This is a genomic window from Nocardioides zeae (assembly GCF_010686755.1).
GTDB classification, from domain to species: Bacteria; Actinomycetota; Actinomycetes; order Propionibacteriales; family Nocardioidaceae; genus Nocardioides; species Nocardioides zeae.
In genome coordinates this window covers 168,071-192,120 of record NZ_JAAGXA010000008.1, presented here as the reverse complement: position 1 = coordinate 192,120, position 24,050 = coordinate 168,071, and the positions used below count along the sequence as shown (strand labels likewise).

General features: G+C 72.9%; 21 protein-coding genes and 1 tRNA gene. 12 read left to right on the top strand and 10 right to left on the bottom strand.

Annotated elements, in window-relative coordinates; genetic code table 11:
* Positions 1–16: 16 nt before the first annotated feature.
* From G3T38_RS13110 to G3T38_RS13095, 4 genes are all read right to left on the bottom strand, one after another.
* On the bottom strand, positions 17–1,057 hold the full coding sequence (locus G3T38_RS13110; RefSeq protein ID WP_163772747.1) for an ABC transporter permease: 1,041 nt from the start codon (positions 1,055–1,057) through the stop codon (positions 17–19).
* 2 nt (positions 1,058–1,059) lie between these two features.
* Positions 1,060–2,025 carry an ATP-binding cassette domain-containing protein gene (locus tag G3T38_RS13105; RefSeq protein ID WP_163772746.1) on the bottom strand — a complete coding sequence of 322 codons (966 nt, stop codon included), beginning with the start codon at positions 2,023–2,025 and terminating at the stop codon, positions 1,060–1,062.
* Between the two features lie 106 nt (positions 2,026–2,131).
* A tRNA-Gly gene (locus G3T38_RS13100) sits at positions 2,132–2,207 on the bottom strand.
* A gap of 34 nt (positions 2,208–2,241) precedes the next feature.
* Positions 2,242–3,051, bottom strand: a complete 810-nt coding sequence (locus G3T38_RS13095; protein WP_163772745.1) for an SGNH/GDSL hydrolase family protein — start codon at positions 3,049–3,051, stop codon at positions 2,242–2,244.
* A 68-nt stretch (positions 3,052–3,119) separates the two neighbouring features.
* Between G3T38_RS13095 and dcd the strand changes: the two genes are divergently transcribed.
* Entirely contained in the window at positions 3,120–3,695 is a 576-nt protein-coding gene (dcd, locus tag G3T38_RS13090; RefSeq protein ID WP_163772744.1) for a dCTP deaminase, read from the top strand.
* A 24-nt stretch (positions 3,696–3,719) separates the two neighbouring features.
* Here the strand turns inward: dcd and G3T38_RS13085 are convergent, their stop codons facing one another.
* On the bottom strand, positions 3,720–4,160 hold the full coding sequence (locus G3T38_RS13085) for a MarR family winged helix-turn-helix transcriptional regulator (RefSeq protein ID WP_163772743.1): 441 nt from the start codon (positions 4,158–4,160) through the stop codon (positions 3,720–3,722).
* A gap of 208 nt (positions 4,161–4,368) precedes the next feature.
* Here G3T38_RS13085 and G3T38_RS13080 point away from each other — a divergent pair, with 208 nt between their 5' ends.
* From G3T38_RS13080 to G3T38_RS13060, 5 genes are read left to right on the top strand one after another with little or no spacing between them, the layout of a single operon-like run.
* A complete protein-coding gene (locus G3T38_RS13080) occupies positions 4,369–5,427 on the top strand; it encodes an ABC transporter substrate-binding protein (protein WP_163772742.1) in 1,059 nt (352 codons plus the stop codon).
* 8 nt (positions 5,428–5,435) lie between these two features.
* A complete protein-coding gene (locus tag G3T38_RS13075; protein ID WP_163772741.1) occupies positions 5,436–6,500 on the top strand; it encodes a FecCD family ABC transporter permease in 1,065 nt (354 codons plus the stop codon).
* Positions 6,497–7,570, top strand: a complete 1,074-nt coding sequence (locus G3T38_RS13070; RefSeq protein WP_338037634.1) for a FecCD family ABC transporter permease — start codon at positions 6,497–6,499, stop codon at positions 7,568–7,570. Before G3T38_RS13075 ends, G3T38_RS13070 begins: the two co-directional genes overlap by 4 nt.
* Entirely contained in the window at positions 7,567–8,415 is an 849-nt protein-coding gene (locus G3T38_RS13065; protein WP_163772740.1) for an ATP-binding cassette domain-containing protein, read from the top strand. The genes G3T38_RS13070 and G3T38_RS13065 overlap by 4 nt, the downstream gene beginning before the upstream one ends.
* A complete protein-coding gene (locus tag G3T38_RS13060) occupies positions 8,412–9,392 on the top strand; it encodes an SIP domain-containing protein (RefSeq protein ID WP_163772739.1) in 981 nt (326 codons plus the stop codon). Before G3T38_RS13065 ends, G3T38_RS13060 begins: the two co-directional genes overlap by 4 nt.
* A 19-nt stretch (positions 9,393–9,411) precedes the next feature.
* On the opposite strand, the gene G3T38_RS13055 is transcribed toward G3T38_RS13060, so the two are convergent.
* A complete protein-coding gene (locus G3T38_RS13055) occupies positions 9,412–11,928 on the bottom strand; it encodes a CocE/NonD family hydrolase (protein WP_163772738.1) in 2,517 nt (838 codons plus the stop codon).
* 83 nt (positions 11,929–12,011) lie between these two features.
* Between G3T38_RS13055 and G3T38_RS13050 the strand changes: the two genes are divergently transcribed.
* Positions 12,012–13,196 carry an MFS transporter gene (locus tag G3T38_RS13050; RefSeq protein WP_163772737.1) on the top strand — a complete coding sequence of 395 codons (1,185 nt, stop codon included), beginning with the start codon at positions 12,012–12,014 and terminating at the stop codon, positions 13,194–13,196.
* A 291-nt stretch (positions 13,197–13,487) separates the two neighbouring features.
* Here G3T38_RS13050 and G3T38_RS13045 read toward each other — a convergent pair whose 3' ends face one another.
* Positions 13,488–17,114 (bottom strand): (Fe-S)-binding protein, encoded by a 3,627-nt coding sequence (locus tag G3T38_RS13045; protein WP_163772736.1) that lies wholly within the window; start codon positions 17,112–17,114, stop codon positions 13,488–13,490.
* A 199-nt stretch (positions 17,115–17,313) separates the two neighbouring features.
* Positions 17,314–18,561: an ROK family transcriptional regulator gene (locus tag G3T38_RS13040; RefSeq protein WP_163772735.1), complete on the bottom strand. Its 1,248-nt coding sequence runs from the start codon at positions 18,559–18,561 to the stop codon at positions 17,314–17,316.
* Between the two features lie 157 nt (positions 18,562–18,718).
* On the opposite strand from G3T38_RS13040, the gene G3T38_RS13035 reads away from it, so the two are divergent.
* The 5 genes from G3T38_RS13035 (at position 18,719) to G3T38_RS13015 (ending at position 23,241) form a co-directional block, all read left to right on the top strand.
* The gene (locus G3T38_RS13035; protein WP_163772734.1) at positions 18,719–19,741 is read left to right on the top strand and encodes a substrate-binding domain-containing protein; all 1,023 of its coding nucleotides are present in this window, start codon (positions 18,719–18,721) and stop codon (positions 19,739–19,741) included.
* A gap of 56 nt (positions 19,742–19,797) precedes the next feature.
* Positions 19,798–20,835, top strand: coding sequence for an ABC transporter permease (locus tag G3T38_RS13030; RefSeq protein WP_163772733.1), 1,038 nt, complete (start codon positions 19,798–19,800; stop codon positions 20,833–20,835).
* The gene (locus G3T38_RS13025) at positions 20,832–21,608 is read left to right on the top strand and encodes an ATP-binding cassette domain-containing protein (RefSeq protein ID WP_163772732.1); all 777 of its coding nucleotides are present in this window, start codon (positions 20,832–20,834) and stop codon (positions 21,606–21,608) included. Before G3T38_RS13030 ends, G3T38_RS13025 begins: the two co-directional genes overlap by 4 nt.
* Before the next feature lie 71 nt (positions 21,609–21,679).
* The gene (locus G3T38_RS13020) at positions 21,680–22,540 is read left to right on the top strand and encodes a sugar phosphate isomerase/epimerase family protein (RefSeq protein ID WP_163772731.1); all 861 of its coding nucleotides are present in this window, start codon (positions 21,680–21,682) and stop codon (positions 22,538–22,540) included.
* Entirely contained in the window at positions 22,537–23,241 is a 705-nt protein-coding gene (locus G3T38_RS13015; protein WP_206675874.1) for a nucleoside/nucleotide kinase family protein, read from the top strand. Before G3T38_RS13020 ends, G3T38_RS13015 begins: the two co-directional genes overlap by 4 nt.
* Positions 23,242–23,246: 5 nt before the next feature.
* Here G3T38_RS13015 and G3T38_RS13010 read toward each other — a convergent pair whose 3' ends face one another.
* Both G3T38_RS13010 and G3T38_RS22255 read right to left on the bottom strand, forming a co-directional pair.
* The gene (locus tag G3T38_RS13010) at positions 23,247–23,789 is read right to left on the bottom strand and encodes a Fic/DOC family protein (protein ID WP_206675873.1); all 543 of its coding nucleotides are present in this window, start codon (positions 23,787–23,789) and stop codon (positions 23,247–23,249) included.
* 68 nt (positions 23,790–23,857) lie between these two features.
* Positions 23,858–24,049 carry an antitoxin VbhA family protein gene (locus G3T38_RS22255; RefSeq protein WP_163772730.1) on the bottom strand — a complete coding sequence of 64 codons (192 nt, stop codon included), beginning with the start codon at positions 24,047–24,049 and terminating at the stop codon, positions 23,858–23,860.
* Between the last annotated feature and the right edge of the window lies 1 nt (position 24,050).

The following is a 24,050-nucleotide window of genomic DNA, read 5'->3' as shown; positions in this document are numbered from 1 at the left end:
GGGTCGAGCGTAGAGGTCAGCCGAAGGCGAGGGCCGGGTCGATCCGGCGCAGCCGCTGCACACTCGTCAGGCTCGCCACGGCGCCGATCACGGCGGCGATCCCGATGAGGCGCAGCGCATCGGGAGCCCCGACGGCGATCTGCATCGGGAACACCGGGGCGAAGACAAGGGCGAGGCCGATCGCCACGACGGCGGCCAGCACCGAGACCAGCACGGCTTGCAGGACGAGTCCCACGGCCAGCACCCGGTCGGTCACGCCGACAGCCTTGAACACGGCGAAGTCGCGGAGCCGGTCGAGGCCGGACAGGTACGAGGTGAACCCCACGATCCCCGCGGCCACGATCCACAGCAGCACCGACAGGATCCCGACCGTCCCGATCGCGGTGGAGAGGGGACGCTCCAGGTCGGAGACGACGGCGTCGTCCCCCATCGCGCGCAGCCCGTCCGGCGCCGTGACGTCGGTGTCGCCGCGCACGACCAGCGTGGTGGCGAGCTCGGCGCCGTCGAACGCCATGTGCTGCACCGCGGCGAGGTCGAGCACGACGCCGGGGGCGCCCCCGTAGTACGTCAACCCGTGCACGGTGCCCACCACCGTCATCGTGCGACCGGCGAGCGTGAGCGTGTCCCCGACCCCGGCACCGAGCGACTCGTCGGCGACGAGCTCGCCGGAGCCACGCGACGCGCGGCCGTCGGTGAGGTCGAGGTCGAGGTCGCCGGGCCGCACGCCCATCAGGTTGACGTCGACGAAGCCGTCCCCCACGCCTTCGACGACCTGCCGGACGATCGCGACCGGGACGACCTCGGCGCCGGCTGCGGCGAGCGGGTCGCCGAGCGCCACCGGCACCGGCGAGTTCGAGGTGAACGGCCCCGCTACCCCGGCGTCCACGAGCCAGGCGTCGGCGTCCACGAGGTCCACGGTGCGCACCGACTCGTCCAGGAACGCCTGGTGGATCGCGCCCAGCAGCAGCGTCATCGCGAACACGACGGCGGTCGCGGCGACACCGAGCAGCACCCGCCGGGCGCGCCACTGCATGTCGCGCAGCGTGATCAGCAGCATTCTCAGACTCCCGTACCCGTACCCGTGACCGGTACGTCAGGCCCTGCGGCCACCGCGCGTTCGAGCTGGCGACTGCGGAAGTCAGCGACCCCCATTGCCGTGAGCACGGCCCCCTCCCCGCCCGCACGCACCGTGGCGGAGCGCGGCACGCCGGTCAGGGCGGCCAGCTCGCCGAGGTACTCGCCCGGACCCATCGTGGACAGGAGCTGCTCGGCCCCACCGGCGAGCTCGCGCACGATCTCCACGCGGCCGGACTCGACGACGTACACCAGGTCGCCGACGTCCCCCTGGCGGAACAGCACCTCGCCGGGAGCGAGCCGCATGCCGAGGGGCTCGACGGCGTCGCGGGGCGCCGGCTTGCCCAGCTCCACCGTGACGTCGGCGAGGCGGGCGAACCGGTCGTCGTGCGTCACGACGACCACCAGCCGACCCGGCTGGGCCAGGTCGCGGAGCAGGCTGAGGACGACCTCGACCTGGATGTGGTCGAGGTGGGCCGTCGGCTCGTCGGCGAGCAGCAACGGCGGGTCGTGCACCAGGGCGCGGGCGATGGCGACCCGCTGCTGCTGCCCGCCGGACAGCTCGCCGGGTCGGTGCCGGGCCCGCTCGGCGAGACCGACCTGGCCGAGCAGCTGGTGGGCGCGCTCGGCAGCCGCCGCTCGCCGTGTCCCGGTCAGCAGCAGAGGTGCCATCACGTTCTCGAGGGCCGACAGGCTCGCCACCAGGTTGAAGGCTTGGAAGACCGTGCCCACCTGGTGGCGGCGGTAGTCGAGCAGCGCCGATCCGTGGTGGGCGAGCACGTCCTCGCCGCCGAAGGTCACCGAGCCCTCGGACGGGGTGAGGAGCCCTGCGAGCACCGACAGCAGGGTCGTCTTGCCGCAGCCGCTGGGGCCGTGCACGACGAGCAGCTGGCCGTCGTGCGCGTCGAGAGACAGTCCGGCCAGAGGACGCACCACGTAGCCGTTGGACACGTACTCAACGGTGAGGCCGCGAATCTCGAGATGCGCACGGAAGTCCGCTGTCCGCGACATCACTCCCCGCGGTGCTGCTGCTGGCATGGACAGCAGCGTAGAACTCTGGAGCGGACGACGAGACTCGAACTCGCGACATCGACCTTGGGAAGGTCGCGCTCTACCAACTGAGCTACGTCCGCACGGCCGCCGCGGGTGGCACGGCCGGGCCCGATGCTACTCGATCGGCGCGAGCCCCGGACGACGCGGGGTGATCGTGTCGCCCGACGAGCGTCCGGTGAGGCGCCGCTGCACCCACGGCGCCAGGTGCCGGCGCGCCCAGTCGAGGTCGGCGCGGGCCCGCTGCAGGCGGGGTACGGCGAGGGCCTCCGCTAGCGGGACGGGCTCCAGACCGTGGTCGGCGAGCCCGAGGGCGTCGAGCACCATCATGGCGACGAACTGGTGGCCGGCCGGCCCGAGGTGCATCCGGTCGACGTCCCACAGCCGGGCGTCGGAGGCGACGAGTCCACCGGGGAGCCGGTGCGCGATGCGCCACGAGTCGGCGACGACGGCGCCGTGCCGGTCGGCGATCTCGCGGACGTGCTCGTTGTAGAGGGCGAAGCGGCCCCGGATCGGGGCGTAGAGGCCGCCCTGGCCCGGGTCGAACGCCGTGAAGAGCACGATCTGCGCGCCGGTGGTCGTCAGGCGCTCGACGCCCTCGTCGTACGCCACCGCGAGGGCGTCGAGGTCGACCTTGGGGCGCACGATGTCGTTGGCCCCGGCGTAGAGGGTGACGAGGTCGGGCTGGAGCGCGATCGCGGGCTCGACCTGCTCCTCGAGCACCGGCACCAGCTTGCGGCCGCGGATGGCGAGGTTGGCGTAGCCGAAGTCCTCCCCGGCGGCGGCCGCGCGGGCCGCGAGCACCTCGGCGACGCGGTCCGCCCAGCCGCGCAGCCCGTTGGGGCGGTCGGGATCGCTGTCCCCGACACCCTCCGTGAAGGAGTCGCCGAGGGCGACGAAGCGGCGGTACGGCGCTGGTCCAGGCATGTGTTCAGTGTGCAACCGGTCGCGGGCGCGACGCACATCCGGGTCCGGGGGCCGCTAGGTTGAGCCCCGTGCTTCTCTCCGACCGCGACATCAAGGCCGAGATCGACGCCGGCCGGGTCTCCCTCGAGCCCTATGCGCCCGCGATGGTGCAGCCGTCGTCGGTCGACGTGCGGCTCGACAAGTTCTTCCGGGTGTTCGACAACCACCTGCACGCCCACATCGACCCCGCCGAGGACCAGGCGGACCTCACGCGCGAGGTCGAGACGGGCAGCGACGAGCCGTTCATCCTCCACCCCGGGGAGTTCGTGCTGGGCTCGACCTACGAGGTGGTCGGCCTGCCCGACGACATCGCGGCCCGCCTCGAGGGCAAGTCGTCGCTCGGGCGGCTCGGCCTGCTGACGCACTCCACCGCCGGGTTCATCGACCCCGGCTTCTCCGGTCACGTGACGCTGGAGCTCGCGAACGTCGCGAACCTGCCGATCAAGCTGTGGCCCGGGATGAAGATCGGGCAGCTGTGCTTCTTCCGGCTGAGCTCGGTCGCGGAGCACCCCTACGGGTCGGAGCGCTACGGCTCCCGCTACCAGGGGCAGCGCGGGCCGACCCCGTCGCGCTCCTACCTCAACTTCCACCGCACGACGATCTAGCGGCGGGGCCGGGCCGCTCCGCGGTCAGGACATGGCGCGCGTGATGGCGCGCAGCGTCTGCTGGAGCTCGCGGAACTCCAGCGCGCCCATGCCGAGACGCGCCTTGATGTCGCAGTGCACCTCCGTGACCGCCGCCCGGAGGTCCTCGGCGCGCGGGCCGGGCGCGACGACCCATCCCGCCGGGTCCGCGGCGTCGGCGACGCGCGTCGCCGTCCGTGCGACGACCATGGAGCGAACCGTGGGCTGCACCTGCTCGACGGGCAGCCGCAGGCGGTCGGCGAGGTCGGAGATGCCGACCGGCCCACCGGCCTCCCACAGCACGAGCAGCGCGAGGTACTGCGGGTAGTCCACCCCCAGGCGGCCCAGCGTCGCGTCGTACGCCGTGACGATCGCGCGCGAGGCTGCGACGAGGTCGGCGCAGAGCTGGTCGTCGAGGAGGGGGGTGGTCGGGGCCTCGGTGGTCATGCGGGGGCTCCAGGGGGGATCGGGTGCGGCGGGGGAGAGCGCCGCCCGAGGGCGCCGGACAGCAACGTAGGTCCCGGTGGTTGAAACCTCAACATCCTCGGCACGCGGTCCGGACGGGGTGAGACGCGCGCCACGGGGAGTTGCCAAGGTAAGGCTGACCTTAGTAGCGTCCGCCGGGTCGTCCTCCCCTGCTCCAAAGGAATCCCCCGTGCAGCTCACCACCCTGCGTCGCGCCTCGGCGCTCGTCGCGGCGACCAGCGTCGCCATGCTCGGCCTCAGCGCCTGCTCCACCGGCTCCGACTCGGCCGACGACGCGGCTGCGCCGAAGGCGAACAGCACCGCTGACGCCGCCGCGTTCCCCGTCACCATCGAGACGAGCTTCGGTGACGTCACGATCGAGGAGGAGCCGGAGCGGGTCGTTACCCTCGGTGTGGACGGCGACAACGTCGCTGCCCTGGGCGTCGCGCCCATCGCGATCGAGAAGATGAGCTGGGGCGGCAACGCGGAGGGGCGCACGGACTGGTTCGACGAGGCGCTCGCGAAGATCGACGGCGCCGAGGAGCCGGAGCTGCTCGACGTCACCGACGGCATCCCGACGTCCGACATCATCGCGCTGGAGCCCGACGTCGTGCTCGGCACGAACTCGGGTCTGACCGAGGCCGACGTCGACACGCTCACCGAGGCCGGCATCGACGTCGTCGCCTACCCGGGCGTGCAGTGGGCGACCACGTGGCACCAGTCGCTCGACATGGTGGGCAAGGCCCTGGGTCGCAGCGACCAGGCGGCCGAGCTCGAGGCCGACCTCAACGAGACGTTCGAGGCCACCACGGCGGAGTACCCGCAGCTCGAGGGGGCGTCGTTCCTCTGGGCGTCGTTCTACCCGACCGACCTGTCCAAGGTGGGTCTCTACACCGCGGTCGACAACCGGCCCGCGATCCTCGCCGAGCTCGGCATGGTGAACCCGCCCGTCGTGGAGGACGCCGCCGAGGACACGTTCTACTTCGACGTCTCGGCCGAGCAGGCGTCGTCGCTCGAGGCCGACGTGCTCGTCGCCTACGGCACCTCCACCGAGGAGGTCGACCAGATGCTCGCGAGCCCGCTGCTCCAGCAGATCCCGCCGATCGCCAACGACAACTACGTCATCACGCTGGAGCCGAACGACACCCTGGGGCTCGGGTTCCCCTCGGTCCTCGGCATCCCGGCCGCGTTCGAGACCTTCGTCCCGGAGCTCGCCGCCGCGATCGACGGCACCCCCCAGGTCTACTGACCTCCAGCATGAGCCCGTCAACGGCTGTCTCCTCGGAGGCGGCGAACCCCACCGACCTGCCCGGCCGGACCGCCACAGCCGGCCGGGCACGGCACGCCCCCCGGGGCACCACGACGAGCGCCGCGATCTGCATCGCGGCGCTCGTCGCCGCGGCCCTGGCCTCGCTCTGCATCGGCAACCGGCTGGTCGACCCGCTGGCGCTGTTCGACGCGCAGAGCCCCGACCACGCGGTGATGGACGCGCGGATGCTCCGCACGATGATCGGGATCGTCCTGGGCGCGGCCATCGGCATGGCGGGCGCGTGCCTCCAGGGCCTGACCCGCAACCCGCTGGCCGACCCGGCCCTGCTCGGCCTCAACGCCGGGGCGGCGTTCGCGATGGTCGCGGGCATCACCTACGTGGGCACCACGGGCATCGGTGGATACATCTGGTTCGGGTTCCTCGGTGCGGGCGTCGCGGGCCTCGGCGTCCACCTGGTCGCGAGCATCGGGCGGGGTGGGGCCACGCCCGGCAAGCTGGTCATCGCCGGCGCGGCGCTCACCGCCGCGCTGACCAGCTGGACCACCGGCATCCTGCTCACCAGCCGCGACACGCTCGACCAGATCCGCAGCTGGCAGGTCGCCAGCGTCGCGGGCAAGCAGACCGACGCCTTCGTCACCGTGCTCCCGTTCATCGTGGTCGGCGTCGGGCTCGCGCTCGCCAGCGCCCGCATCCTCAACGCCCTCGCGCTGGGCGACGAGCTCGCCCGCGGCCTCGGCCGGAGCGTCGCCCGCGACCGCGCCGTCGTCGGCCTCGCGGTCATGCTCCTCATCGGCGCCTCGGTCGCGCTGGCCGGCCCCGTCGCGTTCCTCGGTCTGCTCGTGCCCCACCTCGTGCGCCGGCAGGTGGGGGGCGACTACGCCAGGATCCTGCCGCTGAGCGCCGGTTGGGGCGCGGTGCTGATGGTCACCGCCGACACGGTCGGCCGGTTCGTGCTGCCGCCCGGCGAGGTGCAGGTCGGGGTGATGACGGCCGTGCTCGGCGCACCCGTCTTCGTCGCCATGATCCGTCGCGGGAAGCTGGGCAACCTGTGACCACCACGACCGACCGGCCCACGACCGCGCTCCACGCCGCCGCCGTGCCCGACGTCGAGCGGGTCCGCCGGGCCCGGCGCACGCCGCGGCGCCGCCACGCGCTCGTCGTCATGGTCCTCGCGGTCGCCGCCCTCGTCGCGCTGCTGGTGAACCTGCTGCTGGGCAGCTACACGTTCACCGCGCCGGACGCGGTGCGCATCATCGTCGGCTCCGGCATCGACCGGCCGACTGCCGAGTTCATCCTCATGGAGCAGAAGCTCCCCCGGGCCCTCACGGCCCTACTGGCCGGCCTGTGCTTCGGCGCGAGCGGCGCCGTCTTCCAGACGGTGCTCCGCAACCCGCTGGCCAGCCCCGACATCGTCGGGATCAGCACGGGCGCCTCCGCGGCCGCTGTCGTCGCCCTGCTCGTGTTCGGGGCCCGGGGCGACGTGGTCGCGCTGGCCGCCGAGGTCGGCGCGGTGGGCATCGCCCTCGTCGTGCGGTGGGTCGCGGGGGGCATCGGCAGCTACCGGCTCGTGCTCGTCGGCGTCGGCATCGCGTCCGCGATGCTCTCGGTCATCCACTACCTCTTCACCCGCGCTGCCATCTGGGACGCCCAGCTGGCGCTGCGCTGGCTCACCGGCAGCGTCGCCGCCGCCGGGTGGGACGAGGTGCGGCTGCTCGTCGTTGTCCTCGTCGTGCTGCTGCCCCTGCTGTGGTGGTCCGCGAGCTCGCTGCGCATCACCGAGCTCGGCCCGGACGCCGCGTCCGGACTGGGCGTGACCGCACGGCGGGCGGAGCTGGTCATGCTCGTCGCCGTGCTGCTCGTCGCGGCCGGCGTGGCGGTCGTCGGACCGATCGCGTTCCTCGCGTTCCTCTCGGGGCCCATCGCTCGGGCGATGAACGCGGGACGCACCAGCGTCATCGGGGGCGCCCTCGTCGGGGCGACCCTCCTGCTGGCCGCCGACTACGTGGGCCACTACCTCATCGGCGACGTCAACATGCCGGCCGGCATCATCACCGGCGCCGTCGGCGCCCCGTTCCTCCTCTGGCTCATGGCCAGGGGCGCCACCGGAAGGAGCCCGCGGTGAGCACGACCGCTCCCACGCGCCTATATGCCGAGGGCGTCTCGCTCGGCTACGACGACCGCACCGTCGTCGACGACCTCACCGTCGCGATCCCCGACGGGAAGGTCACCGTCATCGTCGGCGGCAACGGCTGCGGCAAGTCCACGCTGCTGCGCGGCATGGCCCGGCTGCTGCGGCCGCGGGGCGGGGCGGTGCTCCTCGACGGGGAGGCCGTCCACACGATGCCGACCAAGCAGGTCGCGCGCCGGCTGGGGCTCCTGCCGCAGAACCCGATCGCGCCCGAGGGCGTCACCGTGGTCGACCTCGTCGGCCGAGGTCGCCACCCGCACCAGAGCGCCCTGCGCCGCTGGAGCCGCGACGACGACCGGGCGGTGGCCGAGGCGCTGGCGCTCACCGACACGACCGACCTCGCCGAGCGCGTGGTCGACGAGCTGTCCGGCGGCCAGCGCCAGCGCGTCTGGATCGCCATGGCGCTCGCCCAGGGCACCGACCTGCTCCTGCTGGACGAGCCGACGACGTACCTCGACGTCGCCCACCAGGTCGAGATGCTCGACCTGCTGGCGGAGCTCAACCTGCGGGCCGGCACGACGATCGTCATGGTGCTCCACGACCTCAACCTCTCGGCGCGCTACGCCGACCGCCTCGTGGCGATGAAGGAGGGCCGCGTCGTCGCCGAGGGCACGCCGGCCGAGGTCGTCACGGAGGACACCGTCCGCGACGTCTTCGGCCTCGAGAGCCGCGTCATCCCCGACCCGGTCTCCCACACCCCGCTGGTCGTCCCCGTCGGTCGTCACCTCGGCCGGCCCGGCGCGACGATCGGCGACCCCCCGACGAAGGAGCGCCCGTGAGCGAGCTGTCCGTGATCTTCGCCGAGGCGGAGGTGCGCGCCGTACGTCGCGTGTCGTCGTCGTTCGTGCGCGTCGAGCTCGGCTGCGACGAGTTCGCGGAGCTGGGCCGCGAGACGCCCTGGCTCGACCAGCGCATCAAGTTCGTGTTCCCGCCCGCGGGCGGTGCACTGCCGCGCGTGGAGCCGGTGGGCGGCGACTGGTACACCCCGTGGCTCGCCCTCCCCGAGGACGAGCGCGGCTGCATGCGGACCTACACGGTGCGCGACGTCGTCGGCGAGGGCGCCGACACGCTCCTCGTGGTCGACATCGTCGTGCACGAGCCCGGCGAGGACGGCGCCTGCTCCGGGCCGGGCAACGACTGGGCCCGTGGCGCGACGGTCGGCGACAGCGTGCTCGTCGTCGCGCCTCGGCGCGGCCACGACTTCGGGGGCGTCGAGTGGCTCCCGGGCGACGCGACGGACCTGCTGCTCGTGGGCGACGAGACCGCCCTCCCGGCGATCTACGGCATCCTGCGCGACCTCCCGGCGGACGCGGCCGGCACGGTCTTCGCGGAGGTACCGCACCGCGACGACGTGCTGGAGGACGTCGTCGGCCCCGCCGGGGTCGAGGTGGTCTGGCTGCCCCGCGAGGGCGCGCCGCGGGGCGAGGAGCTGCGTGCTCGCGTGCTCGCGCACCTCGACCGCACGGCCGTCGACCACGCTGCGGCCGTGGCCTCGGCTGCTGCCTCCGCGGCCCTCGTCGAGCCCGACCCCGACGGCGACCTCCTGTGGGAGACGCCCGTCTACTCCGGTCTCGGGGAGGACGTCTCGACGGCAGGAGCCGCCGACGGGCCGTACGCGGGCCTCTACGCCTGGATCGCGGGCGAGTCGAAGGTCGTGACGGGCCTGCGCCGTGCCCTCGTCAAGGACCTCGGCGTCGACCGCGGGCAGGTCTCCTTCATGGGCTACTGGCGCGAGGGCGTCGCCATGAAGGCCTGACCCGACTCCCTGCGGCCGGTCAGCGCACCACCCACGCCGTCGACCGGCTGGAGGGTCGCGAGGTCGGCTGCCCGATGTAGGTCGCCGTCACCGTCCGCGTCCCCGCCCGGCTCGCGGCCGGGAGCGTCAGCGTTCCGAGCCCCCGCACGAGCGGCACCTCGGTGATGCGGCGACCGTCGACGAGCACCCGCACCCGCCCGGAGGCCGGGGTGCCGTCGGCGCGCACGACCGAGAACCCGACGCGGTTGCCCTGCCCCACCCGGGTGGTGGCGCCGTCGAGCATCCGCACGTACGTCGTCGTCGCGAGCACCGCCGGCGGGCGCACCACCCAGGTGCGGCTGCGCTGCGACGGGGCGGAGGTGTCGTTGCCGAGGTACGTCGCGGTCACCGTCCGGTTGCCCGCCGTGCCCGCCGGGAGGGTGGTCGTGGCGCTGCCGCGCACCAGCGGTACGTCGCGGAGCGTCCGCCCGTCGACCGCGACGCGCACCGTGCCGGTGGGGCGGCCGAAGCCCGTGGTCGTGACCTGGATGCCCAGCGTGTTCGTCGCCCCGGCGGCCGTCGTGTCGGCCCCGAGCCGCGTGTACGTCGTGGTCGCGAACCTCCCCACGCTGGGCAGGGTCAGCGCCGAGGGGTACTGCTCGGAGGTGTGGATCGTCAGCGGCGCCAGCGTGGCCGGGAGGTCCGGCACGGTCGGCAGGAGGTGGGGCACGTCGTACGCCTGCACCGCGACGCGCAGCCGGTGGCCCGCCGGCACCTGGGCGCCGGTCGGGAAGATCTCGACGTCGACCGGCACGACGGCGCCGCTCGGCGCGGAGGCCTTCGCCTCCCGGGTGAACGGGTGGTACGGCTGGACGAGCTGCCCGTCGAGGTAGCGGCTGCGGCCCGTGTCGAGCGCCCGGTGCGCGATGGTCTGCCAGCCCCCGGTGATGCGGTGGACGGTGCCGTCGGGCGCCACCGAGGAGACCGCGACCGAGAGCATGCCGTCACCGGTCGGGGTCGAGGTGTAGAGCCGCGCGTTGAGCGGGCCCTGGAAGCGGAGCGGCGTCGAGAGCGCACCCGTCTCGTAGACCACGCCGGCGAGGTCGTTGGCGCGGTTGTCGCTCCAGCACGGCAGGTCGGCGAGCACCGCGGTGGGCAGACCGGCCGTCCACTGGTCGGTCGAGCGCGTGCAGAGCCCCGCCACCGGGACGGGCGGGACCGTCGCCGTGCCGGGGGTCGCGGCGCCCGTCGTGAGGCTGCCGTTGCGGACGCCGCCGGCGGTGGCCGGGCCGGAGAGGCGGAACGTGGTGGCGCTCAGGTTGTCGCCGATCCAGTCGTTCGCCTGCCGCCAGGTGTCGGCGTTCTGCTCGTAGTAGGTCAACGGCGCGATGTCGGTGTCGAGGGCCGGGTCGGGCACGCCCTTCACGTAGTGGTCGAACCAGCGCAGCTGCAGCTCCTCGAGGGTGCCGTAGCCCGCGTCGGCGACGCCCTCGCCCGACGAGCCCTCCAGGTGGTTCCACGGGCCGACGATCATCTTCGTCGGCACCCCCCGCGAGCGCAGGTCCTCGAACAGCAGGGGAGTGCCACGCTGGAACAGGTCGTGCTGACCGCCGACGAGGAAGGTCGGCACGTCCACGTCGTCCACGACCTCGATGGGGGAGCGCTCGCGGTAGAACGCGCCGTCGTACGCCGGGTCGCCGCCCAGCACGGCCGCCAGCATCAGGGGCACCGTGAAGGTGAGGGCGCCGCCGAGGTGCTGGAAGAGGGTGGTGAGGGCCGCGGCGGGGTCGGTCGCGCCGTACGCCGGCGGCACCACGCCCGTCGTGGTCACCAGGCCCAGCCACAGGGGGATGAACCCGACGTCGATCTGGCCGCCCGAGGCGACGACGTCGCGGTAGACGTCCGCGGCGGGCACCTGCGGGAAGAGCGCCTTGAGGCCGGGCGGCTTCTGCGCGGCGGCGAAGATCTGGTTGATGCCCATGTAGGACGGCCCGCGCATCGCGGCCGAGCCGTTGCTCCACGGCCGCGCCGACGAGGTGGCCCACGTGATGATCTCGCCCGCGTCGGTGTTCTCCCGCGCGCTGAACGCCGCCCAGGAGCCCTGCGACGAGCCCGTGCCGCGGGCGTCGACGGTGAGCTGGGCGTAGCCGCGCTGCACGAGGTAGTCGGCCCCGCCGCCCGTCAGGCCGGTCGCCCCCTGCGCGGCCTTGTTGTAGGCCGTGATGGTGACGACGACCGGGAAGCGGCCGGGCACCGCGACCCCGTCGGCGTCCGCGGGGAGCACGAGGTCGCCGCGCAGCACCGTGCCGTCGGACATCGGGATCTGCAGGTCGCGCTGCGTCGCCGTGCCCGGGTAGTCGGCCGGCCGGGGCGTCCAGCCGCTGGGGAGGGCGGGAGCGCTCGCGGGCGCGCTGCTCGCAGGGGCGCTCGTCCGGATGCTCTCGGCGGGGGCCGGGCTCGGCACGAGCGCGGCCGCGGAGGCGACGAGGGCGAGGGTCGCGACGTACGAGGCGGTGCGGCGGGCGGTGCGGCGGGCGGTGCGGCGGGCGAGCTGCATGGGTCACTCCTGCGGGTGGTGTGACCTGGGTAACGACGCCGCCGACCCGGGGTTACCGGGGGGTTACCTGCGATGCTGGGCGGGTGCCCGACCCGAGCGACCGTCACCGCCCGGGGTCGCAGGGCTACCGCCGGCTGAACCTCGCGATGGCCTGCGCCGGGCTCGCGGCGTTCGGGATGCTCTACGCGACGCAGCCGCTGCTGCCGGAGATCGCGGAGGAGTACGGCGCGACCGCCGCCCGCGCCAGCCTCACCGTCTCGGCCAGCACCGGAGCCCTCGCGCTCGCCGTCGTGCCGGTCACCGCCCTCGCGATCCGGTGGGGCCGCGTGCGCACCATGCGGATCGGGCTCCTGCTCGCCGTCGCCCTCGCCCTCGCGTGCGCCGCCGCGCCCACGCTCGAGCTGCTCGTGGGGTTCCGCGGCCTGCTCGGCCTCGTGCTCGCCGCGATCGTCGGCGTCGCCATGGGGCACGTGGGCGCCGAGGTGCACCCCAGCGGCCTCGGCGCGGCCATGGGCCTGTACGTCGCCGGCAACTCCCTCGGCGGTGTCGGGGGCCGGCTGATCACCGCCGCAGCCGTCGACCTCGGCACCTGGCGGATCGCGCTCGCGCTGCTGGCCCTCGCGGCCCTCGTCGCGACCGCGGTCTTCTGGTGGCTGCTGCCCCCGGCGATCAACGAGACCGTGGGACCCCGCACGTCGCCCCGCGCCTTCCGCTCGCTCCTGCGCGACCCCGCCGTGCTGGCCCTCGTGGCCATCCCGTTCCTGCTCATGGGCGGGTTCGTCGCGGTCTACAACTACCTGACGTTCCGGTTGGTCGCGCCGCCGTTCTCGCTGCCCGTCGCCGTCGTGGGTCTCGTGTTCCTGGCCTACCTCGCCGGCACGACGTCCTCGGCGCTCGCGGGCCGGGCGGCGGACCGCGTCGGACGTCCGGCGGTGCTCGCCCTGGGCCTCGGTCTCATGCTCGCCGGCCTGCTGCTCACGCTGCCCGCCTGGCTGCCCACCGTCGTGATCGGGCTCGTCGTGCTCACCGCGGGCTTCTTCGCCGCCCACGCCGTCGCCAGCGGGTGGGCGCCCGTCGTCGCCGGCGCCCACGGCACGCAGGCCAGCGCGCTCTACGTGTTCGGCTACTACGCCGGGTCCAGCATCTTCGGGGCGTGGGTCGGCACCGCCTGGAGCGGCTTCGGCTGGCCCGGCGTCGTCACCTGGGTCGCCGCGCTCGTCGGGCTCGCCATGGCCTGCGGGTGGGTCGTCGCGCGCCGTACGCGCTGAGGCCCGGCTGTGCCGGCCCCGGCCGGCCCTGGCTGCCCGCCCGCCCCCATGTAACGCGGTGTCCGGGCTACTTCACACGCGGTCGACCACCGCACAGGACGCACTAGCACCGCACAAGTGGGGGCGGGTCCGCTTCGCATGACGTCCGTCCCGGGGCGCGAGGCCCCTGCGGACGTCATGCGTGTCGGTCGTCGGGGGCGCCGCCCCGCATGACGTCCCGAGGTTGGGGGAGACGGCGAACGGGGCGGGACCCGTGTGGGTCCCGCCCCGTTCGGTACGTCGCGGCTCCGGTCAGAGGTCGAAGAGCGAGTCCGCGCCGTGGATGTCCGCATCCGTGCGCGGCGTGTGCGTCGCCCCGCTGGAGCGCGGCTTCTCCTGCGGTGCAGGGGCCGGCTCGGGCTCAGCAACTGCCTCCGGCTCGGGCTCCGGCTCGGGCTCCGCTGCTGCCTCGGGCTCCGCCTCGGCGACCGGCGTCTCGGCGGCCGGTGCCGGGGTTGCCGGCGCGGGGGCCGTGCCCGTCTCCGGTGCCTCGATGTCGAACAGCGAGCTCGTCGCGTGGATGTCGACGTCGGTGCGCGGGGTGCTCGTGGCGCCCCCGCCGCTCGCCGCCGGGGCGACCGACGTCGCCGGAGCCGGCTCCGGCTCGGGCTCGCTGACCGGGGCCTCTGCCTCCGGCTCCTCCGCGACGGGCCCCTCCGTCACCGGCGCGGGCTCCTCCGTCACCGGCGCGGGCTCCTCCGTCACCGGCGCGGGCTCCTCCGTCACCGGCGCGCGCTCCTCCGCGCGGGCGGGGGCCGTGCCGGTCTCGGGAGCCGCGATGTCGAACAGCGAACCAGCGGCGCTGATGTCGACGTCCGTCCGCGGGGAGCTGGTCGCCCCGCCGCCGGTCGCTGCCGGCTTCTCGGCAACCGGAGCGGGCTCCGGCTCCGTCGCGGCGGGTTCCGTTGCGGCAGACTCCGTTGCGTCGGGCTCCGCCGCGCGGGCGGGGGCCGTGCCGGTCTCGGGGGCCGCGATGTCGAACAGCGAACCAGCGGCGCTGATGTCGACGTCCGTCCGCGGGGAGCTGGTCGCCCCGCCGCCGGTCGCGGCGGGCTCGGCCTTCGCCTCGACCGGCTCGGCCTTCGATTCAGCCGGAACAGCCGGAGCAGCCGGAGCCGACTCCTGGGCCGGGATGTCGAAGAGCGACCCGCCGGCGCCGAGGTCGGCGGCGGGCTTCTCGGCGGGCTTCTCCGCAGCCGGCTTCTCCGCGGGCTTCTCCGCGGGCTCCGCCTTCGCAGCAGGCTTCGCGGGAGCATCGCCACCCAGGTCGAACAGCGACCCGCCGGCGCCGAGGTCGGCGGCGGGCTTCTCGGCGGGCTTCTCCGCAGCCGGCTTCTCCGCGGGCTCCGCCTTGGCAGCGGGCTTCGCGGGCGTGTCGAAGAGCGACGAGGCGTCGTCGTCGAACAGCGAGCCGCCGGTGCCCTCCTTCTTCGGCTCCTCCTTCTTCGACTCCGGGGTGTCGAAGAGCGAGTCGCCGCCCGAGGCCTTGGCCAGCGGGCCGACGTCGGCCGTCTCGGTGACGGTGGAGTCGGTGACGGTGACGTCGCCGTCCTCCGGCTCGGCCTCGAGCGCCTCGTCCTTCTTCTTCGCCGCGGGCTTCGCCTTCGCGGGAGCGGCCTTCGCGCCTTCGCCGGGGAGCAGCTTGGTCGCCTGCTCGCCCTTCACCGACGCGAGCAGCATCTGCGCGACGTCGAGGACCTCGACCTCCTCGCGCGCCCGGCCGCCGGACTGCTCGGCGGTCAGGCCGTCGGAGATCATCACGCGGCAGAAGGGGCAGCCGACGGCGATCTGGTCGGCGCCGGTGCCCACCGCCTCCTGGGTGCGGTTGACGTTGATGCGCTCCCCGATGTTCTCCTCCATCCACATGCGGGCGCCACCGGCGCCGCAGCAGAAGGACCGCTCGGAGTTGCGCTCCATCTCCTTGACCTCGGCGCCCGGCATGATCTGCAGCAGCTCGCGCGGAGGCGTGTAGACCTGGTTGTGACGGCCCAGGTAGCAGGGGTCGTGGTAGGTGATCGTGCGCTGGTGGGCGCCCGCGCCGGAGGCGACCGGCGTCAGCTTGCCGTCGCGCACCAGGCGGTTGAGCAGCTGCGTGTGGTGGATGACCTCGAGCTCGATGCCGAACGACTTGTACTCGTTCTTCAGCGTGTTCATGCAGTGCGGGCAGGTGGAGACGACCTTCTTGGCCTTGAACTCCTTGAGCGTCTCCACGTTCTGCGCCGCGAGGCCCTGGAAGACGAACTCGTTGCCGGCCCGGCGCGCCGAGTCGCCGGTGCAGGTCTCGCCGTTGCCCAGCACGCCGAAGCTGATGCCGGCCATGTCGAGCAGCTCCGCGGTGGCGCGGGTGGTCTTCTTCGCGCGGTCCTCGTACGCCCCGGCGCAGCCCACCCAGAACAGCCAGTCCACCTCGTCGAGCGACTCGATGGTCTCGCCGACGACGGGCACCTCGAAGTCGAGGCCCTTGGCCCAGTCGAGGCGGTCGTTGGGGGACATGCCCCACGGGTTGCCCTTGCTCTCGAGGCGCTTGAAGAGGCCGTTGAGCTCGGCGGGGAAGTTGGACTCGACGAGCACCTGGTAACGGCGCATGTCGACGATGTGGTCCACGTGCTCGATGTCGACGGGGCACTGCTGGACGCAGGCGCCGCAGGAGGTGCACGACCAGAGCACGTCGGGGTCGATCACGGCCGCGCCGTTCTCCGGCATGTAGAACCAGTCGTCACCCGTGTCGCCGACGAGGGGACGCTCGGCCTCGCGCTGCAGCACCTCGTTGCCCTCGAGCAGGGCGGTGGCCGCCTCGCTCTCCTCGCCGCCGGCGCGGGAGTACGGACCCTTCGCGTAGGCGTGGTCGCGCAGGCCCATGATGAGCAGCTTGGGCGACAGCGGCTTCTCGGTGTTCCAGGCCGGGCACTGGCTCTGGCAGCGACCGCACTCGGTGCAGGTCGTGAAGTCGAGGATGCCCTTCCAGGAGAAGTCCTCGATCTTGCCGACGCCGAGCGTGGAGTCCTCGTCGAGGTCGTCGATGTCGTCGAGGGTGATCGGCTTGCCGTCCGACGTGAGCGGCTTCAGGGCGCCGAGCGCGGTGCGGCCCGAGCCCTCACGCTTGAACCAGATGTTGGGCCAGGCGGTGAAGCGGTGCCAGGCGACGCCCATGTTGAGGTTCGAGGAGATGACGATCAGCCAGACCATCGCGAGCAGGATCTTGATCATCGCGATGACGACGATGATGTTCTCCAGCGTGCCCTCGGAACCCGCGCCGGTCGGGAACAGCGCCGTGCCGACGTGGGAGCTGATCGGGAAGTGGAAGGTGGAGAAGTCCTCGGGGTGGTCGCTGGCGATCTGGCCGAGGTTGTACTCCGCGCCGCGGATGAACAGGATCGCGGAGCCCTCGAGCAGGGCCATCGCCTCGACGAAGTAGGCCTGCCACTGGTTGGAGCCGTAGAACCGGCTGCGGCGGCCCTCCCGCCGCGGGTGGTGCAGCTGGCGGTAGACGATGAGGAAGACGATGCCGATCGTGCCGAGCAGGCCGAGACCCTCGCTGGCCCACTCGAAGAGGAAGAAGTGGCCGATGATCGGCAGCGCGAAGTCGGGCTTGAAGAGCTGCACGTAGCCCGTCATCACCGCGGTCGACAGCAGGATGAACGCCGCGTAGACGAACCAGTGCATGATGCCGACCCAGTGCCACTGGAGCATCCGCGTGTGGAGGAACGTCTCCTTGACCATCGTGATGGTGCGTCGCACCGGCTGGTCGGTGCGTCCGGAGGTCGGTTGACCGACCTTGACGGTCGCGACGATCGAACGGACCGCCATCGTCGTCATCGTGACGGCCACCGCGGTGACCACCAGCGACACGACGACAGCGAAGATCTGGATAGCACCCATCAGCGAAGAGCTCCTCGTCACTACGTGCGCGCGTCCCGGCCACTCGGAACGCGCGCGTCGTCCGACCTTAGTGTCGGGACGTTCGCTGCGTCACACCAGTCCGTGTGACACTTGTCCTACTGGCGGGTAACCAACGGGGGGAGCCTAGCCCAGGCCGCCTCGGGGGTACGCCGCGGCGTCGGTCCGCGAGGTCAGCGGATCACGAGGCGGGATCGGCCAGTGCGGCGTCGACGGTCGCGGGCGCGAAGATGTGGTCGGCCAGCAGGAGGGCCAGGCCGACCGAGCCGGCGCGGACGTCCAGGCGGCTCCGGTGGAGCTCGAGGCGGCGCGTCGCCAGGGGCAGCGATCGGGAGTAGACCATCTCCCGCAGGCCCGCGAAGATCTGCTCCTCGGCCTCCGCCAGCTGGCCCCCGACGACCACCACGCGGGGGTTGAGGATGTTGACGGTCTCGGCCAGCGCCGTACCGAGGACGCGGCCGGCGGTGCGAGCGAGCCCGACGGCCACGGGGTCGGCGGTGCGGATCCGCTCGACGAGCTCGTCGACGGTGCTGAGGTCGCGTCCGGCGGCCGCGAGGTCGCGCAGCATGGCCCAGCCGCCCGCGCGGGCCTCGACGCAGCCGTGGTTGCCGCAGCGGCAGAGCGGCCCGGTGTCGCCCTCGGCGCCCGCCGTCTGGGTGTGCCCGATGTCGCCCGCGGCGCCGTCGGCGCCCCGGTGGATGCGCCCGCCCGCGATGATGCCGGCGCCCACGCCCGTGCCGAGCTTGAGCATGAGGAGGGTGTCGGCGTCGGGGTAGTGGGTGCGGTACTCGCCCCACGCCATCGCCGTGGCGTCCTTCTCGAGCAGGAGGGGGCACGCGTACGTGCGGGCGAACCGGCCGCGGATGTCGTAGCGGTCCCAGCCCGTCATGATCGGGGGACTGACGACGGTCGCCTGCTCGTGGTCGACCGGGCCGGGCACGGACAGGGCGATGCCGCGCACGTCCTCCGGGCCGCGCCCGGCGGTGCGCAGCAGATCCGCGAACAGCGGGTCGACGCGCGACAGGACCGCCTCCGGCCCCTCGGTGACGTCGCTGGTGAGCGGCAGGTCGCGCAGCACCCGCCCGCTCAGGTCGCAGATGGCGGCGCGCAGCGCGGTGGCGCCGATGTCGCACACGAGCAGCACGCCCTGCTCCTCGTTGAACGCGAACGAGGCCGAGGGGCGGCCGCGACCGCGGCCGGGCACCACGTCGGGCTCCCGGGCGACGAGGAGGCCGGCGTCCTGCAGCAGGTCGAGGCGCTGGTTCACCGTGGAGCGGGACAGGCCGGTGAGGGTCATGACCTCCGCGCGGGTGAGGGCGGGGCGGGCGCGGAAGAGGGCGAGGAGCTCGCCGGGGCCGACGATGCCCGTCCCGGACCCGGGCGCACCGTCCAGCGGCGTGCCCGGCAGCCCGGCAGACGTGGTCGACATGACCCGCACCCTATTAAACGAAGGCGGGAAACGGAAAGACCCTGATTAATGATTGACAGAAGTCATTAATCGCGGTTCGATGCTCCCGACCGCATGACGGCGGTCACAGGTTTTGCCCCGGCAGAGCTGCCGGAGCACCGATCGAAGGACTACCCGAATGCGTCGTGTCCCCTCTCGCCGCCTGGCTGCCGCCGCGGTCGCGGCCAGCCTCTGCCTCGTCGCCTCCGCGTGCAGCGACGACTCGTCCTCCTCGGGTGGCAGCGACGGCGACGTCGCCGCCGTCATCAAGGGCCTCGACAACCCGTTCTTCCAGCAGATGGAGGCCGGCATCGACGCGGGTGGCGAGGAGGGCGGCTTCTCCGTCGACGTGCAGGCGGCCGCCGACATCACCGACACCACCGGTCAGCTCGACAAGCTCAACGTCGTAGCCGGCAAGGACCCGGGCTGCGTGATCGTCAACCCGATCGACGGCACCAACCTCGTCCAGGGCCTCGCCCAGCTGGCGGCCAAGGACATCCCGATCGTCAACATCGACAGCCCGGTCGACGCGGACGCCGCGGCGGAGGCGGACGCGACCCCCGCGACGTACATCGGCACCGACAACACCGAGGCCGGCCGCATGGGCGGCGAGCACATGCTGACGCTGCTCCCCGACGGCGGCAAGGTCGCGCTCGTCGGCGGCATCGCCGGCGACGTCACCAGCAACGCCCGCCTCGACGGGTTCACCGAGGCCGTCGGCGACGGCGTCGAGATCGTGCAGACGGTCTCCGCCAACTGGTCGCGCGACGAGGCCCTCACCCAGGCCACCACGCTCCTCCGCGCCAACGAGGACCTGGCCGGCTTCTTCGTCGCCAACGACGACATGGCCCTCGGCGTCGCCCGCGCCGTCTCCGACGTCGGCCGCACCGGCGAGGTCGAGATCATCAGCGTCGACGGCGTCGAGGACGGCCTCAACGGCGTCAAGGACGGCGGCATCTCGGCGGTCGTGGCGCAGTACCCCTACGCCATCGGCGAGATGGGCGTGAACGCCTGCCGCGCCGCGATGGACGGCCAGGACCTGCCCGAGAACGTGACGGCACCCATCGCGCTCGTCACCGCCGACAACGTCGACCAGGCCCTCGACGCCGCTCCCGCGCCGTTCGAGGACTACGAGGACCCGTTCGCCGACCTCCTCGACTGACCCGCCCGGCTGACGGCCCGCCCCACCCCCGCACGACAGCACCCCGAGGAGCCACGATGTCCACCGCCGCCACCGGTACGCCGGCCGGTACCACCGCGTTGTCGAAGGGCTCGACCCCCGAGCCCGGCGACGCGCCCGGACGAGGCCGCAACCCGGTCGTCGCCCGCCTGACCGACGTCGGCTTCTGGGCCGACTGGGCCGCGCTCGTCGGCCTCGTCGCCCTGGTCGTCGTCTTCACGGTCCTCGACCCGTCCTTCCTGAGCTCCGGCAACGTCACCGGCATGCTCTCGGCCTCCGCGGCGCTGGTGATCCTGGCCGTCGCGCAGACCTTCGTCGTCGCCACGGCGGGCATCGACCTGTCGATCGCCTCCGTGACGACGCTGGGCATCGTGGTCCTCGGGCAGCTGTACGTCGCGGACCAGCCCCTCTGGGTCTGCTTCGTCGGCGCCGTGCTCGCCTCGCTCCTGGCCGGCCTGGTCAACGGCCTGCTGGTGGCGAAGGCGAAGATCACCGACTTCGTCGTCACGCTCGGCATGCTGTCGGCGGCATCGGGCCTGGCGCTCGTGCTCTCCGACGGCCAGCCCGTCACGGTGACCGAGGGCTTCTTCTTCGACATCTCCCTCGACGGCCCGGTGGAGATGGTCAGCTGGATCGTCGTCATCGCCGTGGTCGTGGCGGTGCTCGCCCACGTGGTGCTCTACCACACGCGCTTCGGCACCCACGTGCTCGCGACGGGTGGCTCGCCCGAGGCGGCCACGGCCACCGGCATCTCCACGGCGCGGGTCAAGGTGGCGGTCTACGCCATCGCCGGCCTGCTCGCCGGCATCGCGGCCATCATCATCGTGGCCCGCCTCGGGTCCACGCCGCCGGCCGCGAACACGTCGTACCTGCTCAACTCGGTCGCCGCGGTGGTGCTCGGCGGCGTCAGCCTCTTCGGTGGCCGCGCCAGCATCCTCGGCCCGGTCTTCGGAGCGCTGCTCCTCACGGTGCTGCTCAACGGCCTCACGACGCTGGGCGTCTCGCAGTACTACCAGCCCCTGTCCGTCGGTGTCGTCGTCGTGGCGGCGGCCTTCCTGATGAGGTTCCAGAAGTGACGTCGCTCGAGAAGGACCCCGCCGGCGGGACCACCACCGCCACCCGCCCCATCCTCGAGGCCCGCAACGTCTCGCTGTCGTTCGGCAGCGTGCGCGCGCTCCGCGACGTCGACGTGACCGTCGCGGCGGGCGAGATCACCGCGCTCGTCGGCGACAACGGCGCCGGCAAGTCGACACTGGTGCGCTGCTTCTCCGGCGTGCACAAGCCGCAGGCGGGCGAGATCCTCCTCGACGGCGAGCCGGTGTCCTTCAGCACGCCCGAGGCGGCCCGCGCGGCCGGCATCGAGACGGTGCACCAGAACCTGGCGCTCGTCGAGGACCTCACCGTCTGGCAGAACCTCTTCCTCAACCGCGAGCTCACCCGCTTCGGGATGCTCGACCGGAAGCGGATGCGCACCGAGGCGCAGAAGATGGTCGCGGAGCTCGCGGTCAACGTCCCCGAGGTCACCGCCCGGGTCCGTCGCCTCTCCGGCGGGCAGCGCCAGGCGGTGTCGATCTGCCGCGCGGCCGGTTTCTCCTCGCGGCTCGTGATCATGGACGAGCCCACCGCCGCCCTCGGCGTGCAGGAGACCGCCCGCGTCGAGCAGCTCATCCTCAAGCTGCGCGACGAGGGCCACGCGGTGCTCCTCATCAGCCACAACTTCGACCAGGTCATGCGCCTGAGCCAGCAGGTCTGGGTCATGCGCGCCGGCCGCTGCGTCGCCGGCCGTCGCACCGACGCGACCACCGGCCAGGAGATCGTCGGCCTCATCACCGGCGCGATCCCGGGCTGACCCGCCCCGCCACCAGCTCACCCCGAACTGATGTGCGCCGCGATCCGGCGCCGTACCGAAAGGTCCTCCCCATGAGCAACCCCCTGGGCGTCCACGCCCTCGTCTGGGTCGGCGGCACCACGCCGGCCGACGTCGAGACGGCCGTGCGCCAGACCAAGGCCGCGGGCTACGACCTGCTCGAGCTCTCGCTCCACGACGCCGTCAACCTCGACGCCGCCGCCGCGCGGAAGGTGCTCGAGGCCGAGGGCCTCGGCATCGCCTGCTCGCGGGGCCTCGCCTTCGACGCCGACGTCTCCAGCGCGGACACGGCCGTCGTCGCCCGCGGCGAGAAGCTGTTGCAGGACTCGCTGCAGATCACGCACGAGCTGGGCGGCACCCACTTCACCGGCGCGCTCTACTCGGCGCTGGGCAAGTACTCCGCCCCGCTCAGCTCCGCGGGCCGCGCCAACGTCGTGCGGGTGCTGCGCGACCTGGCCGCCGAGGCCGCCGGCCTCGACATGACGCTGGGCCTCGAGATCTGCAACCGCTACGAGACCAACGTCATCAACACGGCCGCTGACGCCCTGCGGCTGGCCGACGACATCGGCGCCGACAACGTGACGATCCACCTCGACACCTACCACATGAACATCGAGGAGGACTCGCTCGACGCCCCCGTGCGGCTCGTCGGCGACCGCCTCGGCTACGTCCACATCGGCGAGAACCACCGCGGCTACCTCGGCCAGGGCCACATCGACTTCGACGCGTTCTTCGCGGCGCTCGCGGACGTCCGCTACACCGGCCCGATCACGTTCGAGTCGTTCTCCTCCGCGGTGGTCTCCCCGACCCTGTCGAACGACCTCGCCGTCTGGCGGAACCTGTGGGACGACGGCATGGACCTGGCGACGCACGCCCGTGAGTACATGGCGGCACAGCTCGCCGAGCACGCGTGACCGTGTCCTCCACGGTCGGCCTCGCCGACCTGGTCGCCCGTGCGCACGACCTGCTCCGGCAGGCCGAGCGCACGGGCGAGCGGGCGGTGATCGGGGTCGTCGGCGCGCCGGGCGCGGGGAAGTCGACGCTCGTCGACGCCCTCCTCGCGGCGCTCGCCGCCGCACCGCCGGAGGGCGCCACGGCCGACTGGGTGGCGCACCTGCCCATGGACGGCTTCCACCTGGCCGACGCCCAGCTCGACCGGCTCGGTCGCCGCGACCGCAAGGGCGCGCCCGACACCTTCGACGCGCGCGGGTACGCCGCGTCCCTCCGCCGCGCGCGCACCGAGCGGGAGCACACCGTGTTCGTGCCCGGGTTCGAGCGCGAGCTGGAGCAGCCGATCGCGTCGGCCCTCGCCGTACGACCGGAGGCCCGGCTCGTGCTGACCGAGGGCAACTACCTGCTGCTCGGCGCCGACGGCGACGCGGACCACCTCGCGCAGGGCTGGGGCGAGGTGCGGGCGCTGCTCGACGCGACCTGGTACGTCGCGGTGCCCGACGCCGTGCGCCGCGAGCGCCTCGTCGCGCGGCACGTGCGGTTCGGCAAGACCCCGGCGGCCGCCGCGGCCTGGGTCGACGAGGTCGACGAGCCCAACGCGCGCCTCGTGGGAGCCGGCCGGGACCGCGCGGACCTGGTCATCGACCCGGATCGGGTGGGCTGAGCTTCTCAGCCGGGCCGTTCGATGAGGATGTTCGAGACGATCTCGACCAGGGGTCCGAGGTCGTCGAACGCGCGCGCGGAATGGCATGCGTTGTGGAGGTCCTCCATGTCGATCCGCTCCCAGTCGAGCCCACGTCCGGACCTGGCGAGCAACTGGTCGAAGAACTCTCTCTGGGTGCGCCCGTTTCCTTCGCGGAACGGGTGCGCGTAGTTCAGGTAGTCGTACAGATAAGCAACCACCTCGGGCATGTCTTCGTTCTCGATGCTCCTCAACTGGTCGAGCTCCGCAATCCTGGTTGCCACGTGCTGGAGCGGTTGCTCGATGTTGAGGGGCGGCACGAAGGACTCGCCCGCCTTGGCTATGCCAACGGTCCTGAATTCGCCAGCCCAGTGGTAGACGTCCTGGAACAACCAGCGGTGCAGCGCCTTCAGGTGTCGACCATCGAACGTCTGTCGGATGATGATCGGGCTGCTTCTGAGCTCTGCGATCCGTACCTCGACGAGGTCGTTCTCAGCCGACCGCAGACCGGCGTTCGTCGTGATGCCCAACTTGTTGACGAGGACGTCTGTACCCGGGATGAGATAGGCATCCCATGCGTCCTCGTGCTCCGGCCCCTTCAGTGGAGTCCGTACCTCGCTCGGACCCGCGATCCGAGCTGTTCGACATCGATCTCACCGCGCACGTACGCGTCCTGGTCGGCGCGTGTCGCTTCGGTGCTGCTCGATCCTTCCAGAAGACTCGTGTGGCGCGCTGCGCGGATCGTCCTGTCGCGGCGCTCTTGCTCCTCCTGCGCGGTGGGTGCAGACACC

Bases quoted from the DNA above. Each gene is read 5' to 3' on its own strand.
- G3T38_RS13110 (WP_163772747.1), bottom strand. From the start codon at position 1,057: ATGCTGCTGATCACGCTGCGCGACATGCAGTGGCGCGCCCGGCGGGTG.
- G3T38_RS13095 (WP_163772745.1), bottom strand. From the start codon at position 3,051: ATGCCTGGACCAGCGCCGTACCGCCGCTTCGTCGCCCTCGGCGACTCC.
- G3T38_RS13085 (WP_163772743.1), bottom strand. From the start codon at position 4,160: ATGACCACCGAGGCCCCGACCACCCCCCTCCTCGACGACCAGCTCTGC.
- G3T38_RS13075 (WP_163772741.1), top strand. From the start codon at position 5,436: ATGAGCCCGTCAACGGCTGTCTCCTCGGAGGCGGCGAACCCCACCGAC.
- G3T38_RS13055 (WP_163772738.1), bottom strand. From the start codon at position 11,928: ATGCAGCTCGCCCGCCGCACCGCCCGCCGCACCGCCCGCCGCACCGCC.
- G3T38_RS13045 (WP_163772736.1), bottom strand. From the start codon at position 17,114: ATGGGTGCTATCCAGATCTTCGCTGTCGTCGTGTCGCTGGTGGTCACC.
- G3T38_RS13040 (WP_163772735.1), bottom strand. From the start codon at position 18,561: ATGTCGACCACGTCTGCCGGGCTGCCGGGCACGCCGCTGGACGGTGCG.
- G3T38_RS13035 (WP_163772734.1), top strand. From the start codon at position 18,719: ATGCGTCGTGTCCCCTCTCGCCGCCTGGCTGCCGCCGCGGTCGCGGCC.
- G3T38_RS13030 (WP_163772733.1), top strand. From the start codon at position 19,798: ATGTCCACCGCCGCCACCGGTACGCCGGCCGGTACCACCGCGTTGTCG.
- G3T38_RS13020 (WP_163772731.1), top strand. From the start codon at position 21,680: ATGAGCAACCCCCTGGGCGTCCACGCCCTCGTCTGGGTCGGCGGCACC.